The following is a 14,257-nucleotide window of genomic DNA, read 5'->3' on the forward strand; positions in this document are numbered from 1 at the left end:
GGACCTAAAGGCCCATCGACTTGGCGATGATCGACTTCATGATCTCGCTGGTGCCGCCGTAGATGCGGTTGACGCGGTTGTCGGCGTACAGGCGGGCGATCGGGTACTCGTTCATGTAGCCGTAGCCGCCGTGCAGCTGGAGGCAGCGGTCGATCACGCGGTGCGCGACCTCGGTGCAGAACAGCTTGGCGCTCGCGGCCTCGGCCGGGGACAGCTCGCCCGCGTCCAGGGCCTCCAGGGCGCGGTCGGCGACGGCCTCGGCGGCGTCCACCTCGGCCTGGCAGGCGGCCAGCTCGAACTTGGTGTTCTGGAAGGAGGCGACCGTCTTGCCGAAGACCGTGCGCTCCTGCACGTACTGCTGCGCGAAGCGGACGGCGGCCTTGGCCTGGGCGTAGGCGCCGAAGGCGATGCCCCAGCGCTCGGAGGCGAGGTTGTGGCCGAGGTACGAGAAGCCCTTGCCCTCCTCGCCGAGCAGGTCCTCGACCGGCACCTTGACGTCGACGAAGGCCAGCTCGGCCGTGTCGGAGGTGCGCAGGCCCAGCTTGTCCAGCTTGCGGCCGATGGAGTAGCCCTCGGACTTGGTGTCCACGGCGAAGAGGGAGATGCCGAAGCGGCGGTCCTCGGCGCTCGGGGCGGAGGTGCGGGCGCAGACGATCACGCGGTCGGCGTGGACGCCACCGGTGATGAAGGTCTTGGCGCCGTTGAGGACGTAGTGCGTGCCGTCCTCGGAGAGCTTGGCGGTGGTCTTCATGCCCGCGACGTCGGAGCCGGTGCCCGGCTCGGTCATCGCGAGGGCCCACATCTCCTCGCCGGTGACGAACTTCGGCAGGAAGCGCTTCTTCTGGTCGCCGGTGGCGAGCATCTTGATGTACGGCAGGGCGAGCAGCACGTGGACGCCGGAGCCGCCGAACTGCACGCCGGCGCGCGAGGTCTCCTCGTACAGGACGGCCTCGAACTTGTGGGTGTCCAGGCCCGCGCCGCCGAACTCCTCGGGCACGTTGATGCCGAAGATGCCCAGCTCGCCGAGCTTGTCGTAGAACTCGCGGGGCGCCTGGCCCGCGGCGAACCACTCGTCGTAGACGGGGACGACCTCGGCCTCGATGAAGGCGCGGATGGTCTCCCGGAACGCCTCGTGGTCCTCGTTGAATACGGTACGGCGCACGAGTCGCCCTCCTTCGTGTCCGGTCCAGGTTTGTCTAAGCGCTTGCTCAGCCCTCTTGGGGACGAAGTTACCGATCGGTCAACCCCTCTGTCCAGCGTTCGGGCCCGAGTGCAATGCGAACCACAGCTCCATCCGTACGTCCGGATCGTCCAGGTCCCGGTCGAGGAGCGCCGCGCAGCGGGCGATCCGCTGCCGCACGGTGTTGCGGTGCAGGCCCGTCGCCACCGCCGTCCGGTCCCAGCTGCCGTGCAGCGAGAGCCACGCGCGCAGGGTCTCGGTCAGCGGCTCCCCGAGCGGCGCGAGCAGCTCACGGGCGAACGCGGCGGCCTCGTCCCGGTCCACGAGCGCCGCGAATCCGCCCGTCCGGTGCCGTACCAGGGCCGCCCGGGTGGCCTCCGCCCGGCGCAGCGCCCGCGCCGCCTGCGCGTCCCCGGCGGCGAGCCCGGCGGCGTCGACGGGCGCGCTCGCCCCGAGGGTCCAGCCCTCCTGGGGGGTGAGGGCGGGGGCGGAGGAGGGGAGGAGGAGACGGACGGGGGCGGGGGTGACTCCGCCGGTGCCGGTGCCGGTGCCGGTGCCGGTGCCTGTGCCTGTGCCTGGGGCGATCTCCGTACCCGCGTCCGTACGGGCGCGTCCCCCGCCCCCGCCGGCCCCCGCGTCCACCAGGGCCGTCCCCAGCGCCGCCGCCAGGCTCGCCGCCGCGAACGGCGTGCCGTCGCCGCCCGCGGCGTGGACCACCGTCCACGGGCCGGGACCCAGCGCGTCCGCCGCCTCCGCCGGGGCCGCGCCCAGCAGCAGCCGGACCAGCGCCCCGTCCCGTACCGTCGCGTCCGCGCCCCGGTGCGGGGCCGTCAGCAGGGACAGCAGGACGACCGCGACCCCCGCGATCGTGTGGTCCCCGGGGCCGCGCCGCTCCGTCGCCACCCCGAGCGTCAGACCGTCCCCGCCGCCCAGCGCGTACGCCGCGAGCCGCAGCCCGCCGCCGTCCCCGCTCGCCGAGGCGGGCCCGCCGGGGCGCGGGCCCAGCACCCCCGCCAGGTCCCGCAGGGCCCGTGACGCCTCCGCCGGTACCGCCCGGCCCGCCGCCGCCGACTCCGTGCCGTCCGCCCCGAAGAGCACCGCCCGCCCCGCGAGCCGCGAGGCGAGCGCGCCGAGGACCGCCGGGACCGGGGCCGGCCGGGCGGCGGCCGCCGCCAGGGACTGCTGGGCCTCCGTCACCCGGCGCAGCTCGTGCAGCCGGGCCTCGGCCATCAGCCGCCACACCGCCCGCGCGACCGCCGTGAACGGGGTCCTCGGCGGCACCTCGACCAGCGGCAGCCCGTGCCGCGCGCAGGCCTCGACCAGCTCCGCCGGGACCGTGTCGTACACCGGCGTCACCCCGAAGGCGAGCGCCGCCGCCCCCGCCTCCACCACCCGTTCCACGTACCGCGCCGGCTCGGCGAGCTGCACGCCCGCCGTCATCAGCAGCTCCCCGCCGAGGAGGTACGGGTACGGGTCGGCCATCTCCGAGGTGTGCACCCAGTGCAGCGGCACGTCCTCGGGCCCGGCGAGCAGCCGGAGCCCCAGGTCCCGGCGGGCGAGCAGCGCGGCGAGGGAGACGGGCGGCGCGGGAGGAGTGGGGGAGGCGGGTTCCGGTACGGACACGGTCATGGATCCTTCGTACACATCCGGTGTCGACAGTGGAGGAAACGTACCCTTCAACGGAGGGCCCCGGCGACCTACCGTCGAGACCATCCGGGGCCACGGGCGGACCCCGACCGATCCACCTCAGGAGGACCCCGACCATGAGCAGCAGCGACCAGAACACCCCGCGCGGCCCGATCGACTCGTCCCGCGTCCCGCGGTACGCCGGTCCCGCGACGTTCGCCCGCCTGCCGCGGCTCGACGAGGTCGGCACCACCGACATCGCCGTGGTCGGCGTCCCCTTCGACAGCGGCGTCTCCTACCGCCCCGGCGCCCGCTTCGGCGGCAACGCCATCCGCGAGGCCTCCCGCCTGCTCCGCCCGTACAACCCGGCGCAGGACGCCTCCCCGTTCGCCCTCGCCCAGGTCGCGGACGCCGGCGACATCGCCGCCAACCCGTTCAACATCAACGAGGCCGTCGAGACCATCGAGGCCGCCGCCGACGACCTGCTCGCCTCCGGCGCCCGCATGATGACGCTCGGCGGCGACCACACCATCGCGCTGCCGCTGCTCCGCTCCGTCGCCAAGAAGCACGGCCCCGTCGCCCTGCTCCACTTCGACGCGCACCTCGACACCTGGGACACCTACTTCGGCGCCGAGTACACCCACGGCACGCCGTTCCGCCGGGCCGTCGAGGAGGGCATCCTCGACACCGAGGCGCTCTCCCACGTCGGCACCCGCGGCCCGCTCTACGGCAAGCAGGACCTCACCGACGACGAGAAGATGGGCTTCGGCATCGTCACCTCGGCGGACGTCTACCGCCGCGGCGCCGACGAGGTCGCCGACCAGCTGCGCCAGCGCATCGGCGACCGCCCGCTGTACATCTCCATCGACATCGACTGCCTCGACCCGGCCCACGCCCCCGGCACCGGCACCCCCGAGGCGGGCGGCATGACCTCCCGCGAGCTGCTGGAGATCCTGCGCGGCCTGTCCTCCTGCAACCTGGTGTCGGCGGACGTCGTCGAGGTCGCCCCGGCGTACGACCACGCCGAGATCACCGCGGTCGCCGCCTCCCACACCGCGTACGAGCTGACGACGATCATGTCCCGCCAGATCGCGGCGGGTCGCGCGGCGAAGTAGGAACCTGTCGGGGGTGCCCCGCGTTCCTCCCCCGGGCGGAACGCGGGGCCCGCCCCGGCCACCGGGCCGCACCGCACCGACCACGCCACGCCCCGAGGGATCCGATGACCCACGACCACGACCTGGTACTCCGCCCCACCGACGCGCAGACGGCCGCCGCGCTCGACCCGCCCGAGGGGCGCAACGGCGGCGACCTCGTCATCGAGACCCTCACCGGCCTCGGCGCCACCACCGTCTTCGGTCTCCCCGGGCAGCACGCCCTGGGCATGTTCGACGCCCTCCGCCGCTCGACGCTGACGTACGTCGGCCTGCGCGTCGAGAACAACGCGGGCTTCGCCGCCGACGCCTACGGCCGGATCACCGGCGAGGCCGCCCCGCTGCTGCTCTCCACCGGGCCCGGCGCCCTCATGTCGCTCGCCGCGCTCCAGGAGGCGGCCGCCGCGTCCGCGCCCGTCCTCGCGATCGGCAGCCAGATCCCGGTGGCCGGCCTCGGCGGCGGCCGGCACGGCTACCTCCACGAGCTGCGCGACCAGCAGGCCTCGTTCCGGGACGTGGTGAAGTCCGTCCACACGGTCCGTACGCAGTCCCAGATCCCCTCCGTCGTCGCGGCGGCCTGGGAGTCGGCGCTCACCGCCCCGCACGGGCCGGTCTGGGTGGAGATCCCGCAGGACGTGCTCCTCGCGGAGACGATCCTGCCGGTGGTGACGGCGATGGACGCGACGCCCGAGGAGGTCGTCCCGCGCCCCGAGCTGACGGCGGTCGCGGCGCACCTCCTCGCGAACGCCGAGCGCCCGGCGGTCATCGCGGGCGGCGGCGTCGTCCGCTCCGACGCCTCGGGCAAGCTCCTCGCGCTCGCGGAGCGGCTGGACATGCCGGTGGTGACGACCTTCGGCGGCAAGGGCGCGTTCCCGTGGGAGCACCCGCTGTCCCTCCAGTCCTGGCTGGAGGACCGGCACACCACCGACTTCCTGGAGGACGCCGACGTCCTCCTCGTCATCGGCTCGGGCCTCGGTGAGCTGTCCTCGAACTACCACACGTTCGCGCCGCGCGGCCGGGTGATCCAGATCGAGGCGGACGCCGGGAAGCTGGAGTCGAACCACCCGGCGCTCGGCATCCACGCGGACGCCAGGATGGCGCTCCAGGCACTCCTGGAGACGGTCCCGGAGCGCACCGACCCGACGGCCCCCGAGCGGGTCTCGGCGGTCCTGGCCAAGGTCCGGGACCGGATCGCGGCCCAGGACCTCGGTCTGGAACAGCGGGTCGTCGCGGCGGTACGGGAGGCGCTGCCGGACCGCTCCCCGAGCTTCTGGGACATGACGATCCTGGCGTACTGGGCGTGGTCGGCCTTCGACGCGAAGCACCCGAACACGATGCACTCCGCGCAGGGCGCCGGCGGCCTCGGCTATGCCTTCCCGGCGGCCCTCGGCGCGGCGGTGGCCGACCCGAGCCGGCCGGTCCTCGCGGTCTCCGGCGACGGCGGCGCGATGTACTCGATCGCGGAGCTGGCGACGGCGAGGCAGTACGGCCTCGACGTGACGTGGCTGATCGTCGACGACGGCGGCTACGGCATCCTGCGCGAGTACATGACGGACGCCTTCGGCGAGGCCACCGGCACGGAACTGGCCCGCCCGGACTTCGTGGCCCTGTCGGAGTCCTTCGGCGTCCCGGCGACCGCGACGACCCCGGAATCCCTGGCGGCGGACCTCGCGAAGTCCCTCGCGACCCCGGGCCCGTCGGTGGTGGTTCTCCCGGCGCTCCTCCGGATGTTCGAGCCGACGCACCTCTGAGCACACCGGCCCGAACCCGGCAGGGACCCCGCCAGAACCCGGCAGGGACCCCGCCCGAACCCGGCCAGGGGACACCGCCCGAACCCGGCCGAGCCCCGGCCGGGGTCCTAGGCCTCCCGGCCGAACCGGCCGGGACCTTCGGCCGGAGCCCGCCGCCGATTTGTTGCGGCGGGATGAAATCGCAGCCCAGCCGTGTTGGGCCTTCCGGTAGAGCAGGACGGACGGGAGGCCCTTCGTGGCGGCGGTCGGGGAGAAACAGCAGGGCTGGGCGCGCAGGCTGGCCGGGTACGCGTGGCGGTACAAGGCCAACGTGGTGCTCGCGCTCGGGTCGTCCCTGCTCGGGATGGCCGTGCTCGCGCTCGTGCCGCTGGTCACCAAGGTGATCATCGACGACGTCATCGGGACGAAGACCCGGAGCCTCGGCGTCTGGACCGGGCTGCTCGTCGGCGCCGCCGTCGTCGTCTACGCCCTCACCTACATCCGCCGCTACTACGGCGGCCGGCTCGCCCTCGACGTCCAGCACGACCTGCGTACCGACATGTACGCCACCATCACCCGGCTCGACGGGCGGCGGCAGGACGAGCTGTCCACCGGGCAGGTCGTCGGGCGGGCGACCAGCGACCTCCAGCTGATCCAGGGCCTGCTGTTCATGCTCCCGATGACCATCGGGAACATCCTGCTCTTCCTCATCTCGCTGGCCGTGATGGCCTGGCTGTCCCTGCCCCTCACCCTCGTCGCGCTCGCCGTCGCCCCCGCCCTCTGGTGGATCGCCAAGCGCAGCCGCACCCGCCTCCACCCCGCCACCTGGCACGCGCAGCAGCAGGCCGCCGTCGTCGCCGGAGTCGTCGACGGGGCCGTGACCGGCGTCCGGGTCGTCAAGGGCTTCGGCCAGGAGGACCAGGAGACCGGCAAGATCCGCGAGGCCGGGCGGAAGCTGTTCGCCGGCCGGCTGCGGACGATCCGGCTGAACTCCAAGTACACCCCGGCCCTCCAGGCCGTCCCCGCCCTCGGCCAGGTCGCCGTCCTCGCCCTCGGCGGCTGGCTCGCCTACCGGGGCCAGATCACCCTCGGCACCTTCGTCGCCTTCTCCTCCTACCTGGCCTCCCTCGTCGGCCCGGTCCGCATGCTCGCCATGGTCCTCACCGTCGGCCAGCAGGCCCGCGCGGGCGTCGAGCGGGTCCTCGAACTCGTCGACACCGAGCCGGTCATCCAGGACGGCACCAAGGAACTCCCCGCGGACGCCCCCGCCACCGTCGAGTTCGACGACGTGAGCTTCGGATACCCGGGCGCCTCCGGCCGGACCACTCCCGTCCTCGACGGCTTCTCCCTGGAGATCCGCCCCGGCGAGACCGTCGCCGTCGTCGGCGCCTCCGGCTCCGGCAAGTCCACCGTCTCCCTCCTCCTGCCCCGCTTCTACGACGTCTCCCACGGCGCCGTCCTCGTCGGCGGCCACGACGTCCGCGAGCTCACCCTCGACTCGCTGCGCGCCGCGATCGGACTCGTCCCCGAGGACTCCTTCCTCTTCTCCGACACCGTCCGCGCCAACATCGCGTACGGCTTCCCGGACGCCACCCAGGAGCAGATCGAGACGGCCGCCCGCGCCGCCCAGGCCGACCGGTTCATCGCCGAACTGCCCGAGGGCTACGACACCAAGGTCGGCGAGCACGGCCTCACCCTCTCCGGCGGCCAGCGCCAGCGCGTCGCGCTCGCCCGCGCGATCCTCACCGACCCCCGTCTGCTCCTCCTCGACGACGCCACCTCAGCCGTCGACGCCAAGGTCGAGCACGAGATCCACGAGGCCCTCAAGTCGGTGATGGCGGGCCGTACGACCCTGCTCATCGCCCACCGCCGCTCCACCCTCGGCCTCGCCGACCGCATCGCCGTCCTGGAGGACGGCCGGCTCGCCGACATCGGCACCCACGCCGAGCTGGAGGAGCGCTCCCCGCTCTTCCGCCGCCTCCTCACCGACCCCGACGAGCTGGGCGCCGTCTCGCCCGGCCACGTCGCCCCGCCCGCCCCGCCCGAGGACCGCACGCTGCGGGCCGAGCTGGACGCCGAGTTCGACGCAGAGCGCGGCCTCACCCCCACCCTGTGGGTGCGCGAGGAGACCCCCGACCGGGAGAGCACCGCGCCGGGGGTCACCCCCGAGCTGCTCGCCGCCGTCGAGGCCCTGCCGCCCGCCGACGACACCCCCGGCATCGACGAGGCCCGCGCCGTGTCCGCGGAAGACACCTACGGCCTGCGCCGGCTGCTCCGCGGCTTCGGCCTCCCGCTCCTCGTCAGCCTCGGTCTGGTCGCGCTCGACGCCGGCGCGGGCCTGCTGCTCCCGGTCCTGATCCGGCACGGCATCGACGAGGGCGTGAACCGGCTCGCGATCGGCGCCGTCTGGGCGGCGTCCGCGCTGGCGCTGGTGACCGTGCTCGTGCAGTGGATCGCGCAGACCGCCGAGATCCGGATGACCGGCCGGACCGGCGAGCGGGTCCTCTACGGGCTGCGGCTGAAGATCTTCGCCCAGCTCCAGCGCCTCGGCCTGGACTACTACGAGCGCGAGCTGACCGGCCGGATCATGACCCGGATGACCACGGACGTGGACGCCCTGTCCACCTTCCTCCAGACGGGCCTGGTCACCGCCTTCGTCTCGGTCGTCACCTTCTTCGGGATCATGGTCGCGCTGCTGGTCCTCGACCTCCAGCTCGCCCTGGTCGTCTTCGCGACCCTGCCGGTGCTCGCCGTCGCCACGTACTACTTCCGCCGCTCCAGCGTGAAGGCGTACGAGCTGGCCCGTGAGCGGATCAGCGTCGTCAACGCCGACCTCCAGGAGTCGGTCTCCGGCCTCCGGATCGTGCAGGCCTTCCGCCGCGAGCGGTCCGGGGCGGAACGGTTCGCCGAGCGCAGCGACCACTACCGCGAGGCGCGCGTCCGGGGCCAGTGGCTGATCTCGGTCTACTTCCCCTTCGTCACCCTGCTGTCCTCGGCCGCCGCGGCCGCCGTCATGATCGTCGGCGCGAACCGGATCGAGGCGGGCACCCTCACCACCGGCGCCCTGGTCGCCTACCTCCTCTACATCGACCTGTTCTTCGCCCCCGTGCAGCAGCTCTCGCAGGTCTTCGACGGCTACCAGCAGGCGACCGTCTCGCTGCGCCGGATGCAGGAACTCCTCCAGGAGCCCACGTCGACGGTCGCCGCCGACGCACCCCTGGACGTGCTGTCGCTGCGCGGCGAGATCGCCTTCGAGGACGTCTCCTTCGCGTACGGCGGGGAGGACGGCACCGTCAAGGACGAGACCGCGCTCACCGGCATCGACCTGCGCATCCCGGCCGGCCAGACCGTCGCCTTCGTCGGTGAGACCGGCGCGGGCAAGTCGACCCTGGTCAAGCTGGTCGCCCGGTTCTACGACCCGACGGGCGGCCGGGTCACCGCCGACGGCACCGATCTGCGGGACCTCGACCTCACCGCGTACCGGCACCGGCTCGGCGTCGTCCCGCAGGAGGCGTACCTCTTCGCGGGGACGATCCGCGACGCCATCGCGTACGGCCGCCCCGAGGCGACCGACGCCGAGGTGGAGGCGGCGGCCCGCGCGGTCGGCGCCCACGACATGATCGCCACCCTCGACGGCGGCTACCTCCACGAGGTCGCCGAGCGGGGCCGCAACCTCTCCGCCGGGCAGCGCCAGCTCATCGCCCTCGCCCGGGCCGAACTCGTCGACCCCGACATCCTGCTCCTCGACGAGGCCACGGCCGCCCTGGACCTGGCCACCGAGGCCCAGGTCAACCAGGCCACCGACCGGCTCGCCGGGCGCCGGACCACCCTGGTCGTCGCGCACCGGCTGACCACGGCGGCCCGCGCCGACCGGGTGATCGTGATGGACCACGGCCGGGTCGCCGAGGACGGCACCCACGAGGAACTCCTCGCCCTGGGCGGCCGGTACGCGGTGCTGTGGAGCACGTTCATCGGCGAGGCCGTGGACGAGGAGGAGCCGGAGCGGGTGTGAGGCGGGACCCGAGCCCGGGCGGGGTCCGACCCGGGCCCGGGCTGGACCCGAGCCCGGGCGGGGCCTGAGTACGGTTCGTCCGCCCGGGTGAGTATCCCGGCGGATTCCGGCCGCCGCTCCGCCGGGATTGAATCGGGGCATGAGCAACGACCCCCGTCCCCGCGCCGCCTCGCCCGTCCCCGTCACCCCGCCGGACGTCGAGGGCGCACGCCTGCGCAAGCGCTCCATGATCGGAGTCGGGCTGTTCGTGCCCGCGAGCCTGCTCGCCGGCATCCTCGTGCTCACCCGGGAGAACGCCGCCCGCTGCCTCAGCTACGGCGAGGCCTGCGACGGCACCCCCGGCCTCCTGTACGTCGTCGCCCTGGTGATCGTCGTCGCGGCGCTCGTGACCGTGCAGAGCAGCTCCCGCCCGGAGGTCCGCCGGGCGGCGTTCTGGACCCAGCTCGGCGCCGAGGGCGTCTTCCTGCTCTTCCTCCTGACCGCGTTCGCGTAGCCACCGGGGGCCCGGAGGCAACCATTCCGGCCCGGGGCGCGTCGTACGCCCGTACGCCGGTCCACTCGGGAGGGGAACGCATGTCCACGGACACGACGACCGCACGGCCGGGCCGGCGGCTGCTCGCCCGGGTCCTCGCCCCGCTCCTGGCCGCCCTCGCGCTGCTCCTGCTCCCCGGCCCCGGGCTCGGCGGCGCCACCGCCGACGCCGTCTCCGTCTGTCACGGCCGACCCACCCGCACCATCGCCTTCGCCACCGGCGAGCTGCGCCTCTACAAGACCCGCCACTACGCCTGCGCGGTCACCGTCGCCAAGCGGCCCGGCGCCCTCCGCCCGATGAGCGTCTCCCTCCAGCCGCGCGGCGGACGCCCCGCCGTGCAGGCCGGCCGCTTCGGCCGCCAGGCCGGTCCCGTCACCGTCCACGCGCTCAACCGCTGCGTCCGCGCGGTCGCTTCGGTGGCCGGCCGGGGGACGACCACGGGCTGGATCCTGTGCTGACGGAGGCCCCTCCGGGCCCGTTTCCTGTGTCCTTGCGAAGGAAAGTCCAAGCGTAAGGACCAACTGGGTCTGGCGGTCCACACGTTGCCCCCGCTAGGTTCGCGAGACCGTTGTGAACCAAGGGGAGGACGAATGCGCAAGTCGCTCAGATGGGCGCTGTCGCTTTCGGTGCTGATAGGCACCGTCGGCTCGACGGGCGTGGCCACAGCCGCGGACACCGAGACCGAGAACATCAGCCAGTCCGTCGCCGACTCGCAGAGCACGGACATCAAGGACCGCCTCCTGGCGATTCCCGGGATGAGCCTGATCGAGGAGAAGCCGTACGCCGGCTACCGCTTCTTCGTCCTGGACTACGTCCAGCCGATCGACCACCACCGCCCGTGGGCGGGCACGTTCAAGCAGCGGATCTCGGTCCTCCACAAGGGCACCGACCGCCCCACCGTCTTCCGCACCAGCGGCTACGGGCTGAGCACCACGCCGAGCCGGGCCGAACCGACCCGGATCATCGACGGCAACCAGGTCTCCATGGAGTACCGCTTCTTCACGCCGTCGCGCCCGGCGCCCGCCGACTGGTCGAAGCTCGACATCTGGCAGGCCGCCAGCGACCAGCACCGCATCTTCACCGCGCTGAAGAAGGTCTACAGCGAGAACTGGCTCTCCACCGGTGGCTCCAAGGGCGGCATGACGGCCACCTACTACGAGCGCTTCTACCCGAGGGACATGGACGGCGTCGTCGCCTACGTGGCCCCCAACGACGTGGTCAACAAGGAGGACTCGGCGTACGACCGGTTCTTCGAGAACGTGGGCACGAAGGCCTGCCGCGACCGCCTGAACGACATGCAGCGCGAGGCCCTCGTCCGCCGCGAGCCGCTGCAGAAGAAGTACAAGGAGTGGGCCGAGACCGAGGGCGCCACCTTCAACACCCTCGGCTCGCTCGACAAGGCGTACGAGGCCGTCGTCCTCGACTTCGTCTGGGGCTTCTGGCAGTACTATGGCGAGGACGTCTGCGACCAGATCCCGGACGCGAAGACCGCGAGCGACGACGCCGTCTACGAGACGATCGACGCCTACTCCGGCTGGTCCGCCTACACCGACCAGGACCTGGAGTACTACACGCCGTACTACTACCAGGCGGCCACCCAGCTCGGCTCGCCCAGCATCAAGCAGCCGCACCTGAACGGCCTGAGCCGCTACGGGTACCAGCCGGCCAGTAGCTTCGTGCCGCGTGAGATCCCCATGAAGTTCCAGCCGCAGGTCATGCGGGACGTGGACAACTGGGTCCGCAGGAACGCCGACCGGATGCTCTTCGTCTACGGCGGCAACGACCCGTGGGGCGCCGAGCCGTTCCACCTCGGCAAGGGCGCGCGCGACAGCTACGTCTACTACGCGCCGGGTGCCAACCACGGGGCGAACGTCGCCGGTCTCGTCGACGCGGAGCGCGAGAACGCCACCGCCCGCATCCTGGCCTGGGCCGGAGTCGACGCCCCGGCCGTCCAGGCGGCGCAGCCGCTGGCCCGCTTCGACGCCCGCCTCGACAAGGCGGTCGACGAGGACGTGACGCGGGAGCACGGCCTGCGGCCGTAACACTCCCTCGCCCGGACCCGGACCCGCACCACTTCGTGCTCCGCACGGGTGGTGCGGGTCCGGGCGCGTGTGGGGCGCCGCCCGAGGCCTCAGCGCCCGTACGACAGCCCGTACCCCACCGGGTACAGCACCTTCGCCGGGTCCTCCGCGCTCTGCACCGGGACCGGCAGGCGCCCCCTCGGCCGTGCCCGGCCGGCCAGGACGCGTACGGCCGCCCGGAGTTCGACGTCGGTCCACGAGTAGGCCGCGAGCGTCGCCCGCTGGCCGGAGATCCGGGCCACGTCGTACGGGTTGCGGATCGCGACCGTCACGACGGGCACCCCGGTCGCCACGAGCCGCGCCACCAGCGTCCGCTGCGGGCTGCTCGCGGTGACGTTGTACGTGCCCACCACGACCAGCCGCTTCCCGGCCGCCGCCGCCACCGCCTCGTCGATCTTCGCCGCCGTCGGGGTGATCCCGGTGGAGAGCGCCGTCGCGGTGAAGCCCAGCTCGGTCAGGGCGGTCGCGAGCGTGGTGGTCGGCGGACCCGTCGTACCGGACGGGGAGGCCGGATCGGCGCCGACGACCAGGACCGGGCCGTGCGTGGCCGGACCCACCGGCAGGAAGCCGTCGTCGTTGACCAGCAGGGTCGTGGTCGCCTCCGCGATCCGGTCGGCGTGCGCGAGGTGCGCGGCCGTGCCGACCACCCGCTCGACGCCCGCCCGGGTCGCGTACGCGTTCCGGAACAGACCCAGCTTCGCCTTGAGCCGCAGGATCCGCAGGATCGATTCGTCGAGCCGCGCCTCCGTCAGCTCGCCGTCCCCGACCGCCTTCAGGACCGCGTTCCACGCCACGTCCAGCTTCGGCGGGTTGAGCAGCTGGTCCACCCCCGCCTTCAGGGCGAGGACCGGCACGCGCTCGTCGCCGTACTTGGTGCGCACCCCCTCCATGCCGAGCGAGTCGGTGACCACCACACCGTCGTAGCCGAGCTGTTCGCGCAGGATGCCGGTGAGGATGGGCCGGGACAGGGTCGCCGGGTCCTCGCTCGGGTCGAGCGCCGGGACCACGAGGTGCGCGGTCATGATCGAGTCGATCCCGGCGTCGATCGCGGCCCGGAACGGCGGGGCGTCGAGCGCCGCCCACTGCTCCCGGGTGTGGGTGATCGTCGGCAGCCCGTAGTGGCTGTCGACGGCCGTGTCGCCGTGCCCGGGGAAGTGCTTCGAGGTCGCGGCGACCCCGGCCCGCTGGTAGCCCTTGACCTGCGCCGCGACCATCCCGGCGACCGCCGCCGGGTCGGAGCCGAAGGAACGGACCCCGATGACCGGGTTGGCCGGGTTGACGTTGACGTCCGCGACCGGCGCGTAGTTCTGCCGGATGCCGACGGCCGCCAGCTCCTCGCCCGCGATCTGCGCCGCCTTGCGGGCGTCCGCGTGCGACCCCCCGGCGCCGAGGGCCATCGCCCCCGGCAGCAGAGTGGCGGGCTCGCCCACCCGGCAGACGATGCCGTGCTCCTGGTCGGTCGAGATGAGCGCGGGGATCGGGGTGGGCTGCGCGAGTGCGGCCTGCTGGATGCCGTTGGACAGCTCCGCGATCTGCTGCGGGTCGCGGGTGTTGTGGGCCCAGGTGAAGTAGATGACGCCGCCCACGTGGTAGCGCTCGACCAGTTCGGCGGCCGTCCGGACGCCGATCTCCTGGAGGTTGGCGTCGATGTCGGCCTGGTCGGGGGCGGTGGCGGAGTGGCCGTACACCCTCATCACGAAGAGCTGGCCGACCTTCTCCTCCAGGGACATGCGGTCGATGATCCGCCGGAGCTTCCGGTCGTCGGGCCGTACCTTCTCGGCGTGGGCGGGGGTGCTCACCCCGGTGACGGCGGCCGCCGCTGCGGCGGCCGTCACCGTGAGGAGGGTGCGTCGGGAGGGGGCGGGGGCGCGGTGGTGCACTGATGCTCCTTCCGGCCGTGCGAGGTTGGAGGACTCGTCGGAAGAACCCTTGAAGGAAACTTCCA

The 14,257-nt window shown here is 73.3% G+C and carries 9 protein-coding genes; 6 read left to right on the forward strand and 3 right to left on the reverse strand.

The genetic code is table 11. The features are described from left to right. Positions 1–4: 4 nt before the first annotated feature. Both ASD33_RS14085 and ASD33_RS14090 read right to left on the reverse strand, forming a co-directional pair. Entirely contained in the window at positions 5–1,162 is a 1,158-nt protein-coding gene (locus ASD33_RS14085) for an acyl-CoA dehydrogenase family protein (protein ID WP_056558572.1), read from the reverse strand. A gap of 78 nt (positions 1,163–1,240) precedes the next feature. Continuing rightward, positions 1,241–2,809 carry a PucR family transcriptional regulator gene (locus ASD33_RS14090; protein WP_056558575.1) on the reverse strand — a complete coding sequence of 523 codons (1,569 nt, stop codon included), beginning with the start codon at positions 2,807–2,809 and terminating at the stop codon, positions 1,241–1,243. A 134-nt stretch (positions 2,810–2,943) separates the two neighbouring features. Here ASD33_RS14090 and speB point away from each other — a divergent pair, with 134 nt between their 5' ends. The 6 genes from speB to ASD33_RS14120 all read left to right on the forward strand — a co-directional run bounded on the left by speB (position 2,944) and on the right by ASD33_RS14120 (position 12,273). Then, complete coding sequence (speB, locus tag ASD33_RS14095; protein WP_056558578.1) at positions 2,944–3,921, forward strand: agmatinase; 978 nt, start codon at positions 2,944–2,946, stop codon at positions 3,919–3,921. A gap of 104 nt (positions 3,922–4,025) precedes the next feature. Then, on the forward strand, positions 4,026–5,708 hold the full coding sequence (locus ASD33_RS14100) for a thiamine pyrophosphate-binding protein (protein ID WP_056558581.1): 1,683 nt from the start codon (positions 4,026–4,028) through the stop codon (positions 5,706–5,708). 235 nt (positions 5,709–5,943) lie between these two features. Further along, positions 5,944–9,699: an ABC transporter ATP-binding protein gene (locus tag ASD33_RS14105; RefSeq protein ID WP_056558586.1), complete on the forward strand. Its 3,756-nt coding sequence runs from the start codon at positions 5,944–5,946 to the stop codon at positions 9,697–9,699. 139 nt (positions 9,700–9,838) lie between these two features. After that, on the forward strand, positions 9,839–10,192 hold the full coding sequence (locus ASD33_RS14110; RefSeq protein WP_056558590.1) for a hypothetical protein: 354 nt from the start codon (positions 9,839–9,841) through the stop codon (positions 10,190–10,192). 80 nt (positions 10,193–10,272) lie between these two features. Further along, positions 10,273–10,689: a hypothetical protein gene (locus ASD33_RS14115; protein WP_056558593.1), complete on the forward strand. Its 417-nt coding sequence runs from the start codon at positions 10,273–10,275 to the stop codon at positions 10,687–10,689. Positions 10,690–10,821: 132 nt separating this feature from the next. Beyond that, positions 10,822–12,273 carry a S28 family serine protease gene (locus ASD33_RS14120; RefSeq protein ID WP_056558596.1) on the forward strand — a complete coding sequence of 484 codons (1,452 nt, stop codon included), beginning with the start codon at positions 10,822–10,824 and terminating at the stop codon, positions 12,271–12,273. Between the two features lie 89 nt (positions 12,274–12,362). On the opposite strand, the gene ASD33_RS14125 is transcribed toward ASD33_RS14120, so the two are convergent. Next, entirely contained in the window at positions 12,363–14,192 is a 1,830-nt protein-coding gene (locus tag ASD33_RS14125) for a glycoside hydrolase family 3 protein (RefSeq protein ID WP_056558599.1), read from the reverse strand. Positions 14,193–14,257 lie beyond the last annotated feature (65 nt).

Source organism: Streptomyces sp. Root1304 (genome assembly GCF_001426405.1).
Lineage (GTDB): Bacteria > Actinomycetota > Actinomycetes > Streptomycetales > Streptomycetaceae > Streptomyces.

What these genes read in the sequence shown, in the direction of transcription:
- ASD33_RS14090 (WP_056558575.1), bottom strand. Translation starts at nt 2,809, where the DNA reads ATGACCGTGTCCGTACCGGAACCCGCCTCCCCCACTCCTCCCGCGCCG.
- speB (WP_056558578.1), top strand. Translation starts at nt 2,944, where the DNA reads ATGAGCAGCAGCGACCAGAACACCCCGCGCGGCCCGATCGACTCGTCC.
- ASD33_RS14100 (WP_056558581.1), top strand. Translation starts at nt 4,026, where the DNA reads ATGACCCACGACCACGACCTGGTACTCCGCCCCACCGACGCGCAGACG.
- ASD33_RS14110 (WP_056558590.1), top strand. Translation starts at nt 9,839, where the DNA reads ATGAGCAACGACCCCCGTCCCCGCGCCGCCTCGCCCGTCCCCGTCACC.
- ASD33_RS14115 (WP_056558593.1), top strand. Translation starts at nt 10,273, where the DNA reads ATGTCCACGGACACGACGACCGCACGGCCGGGCCGGCGGCTGCTCGCC.
- ASD33_RS14120 (WP_056558596.1), top strand. Translation starts at nt 10,822, where the DNA reads ATGCGCAAGTCGCTCAGATGGGCGCTGTCGCTTTCGGTGCTGATAGGC.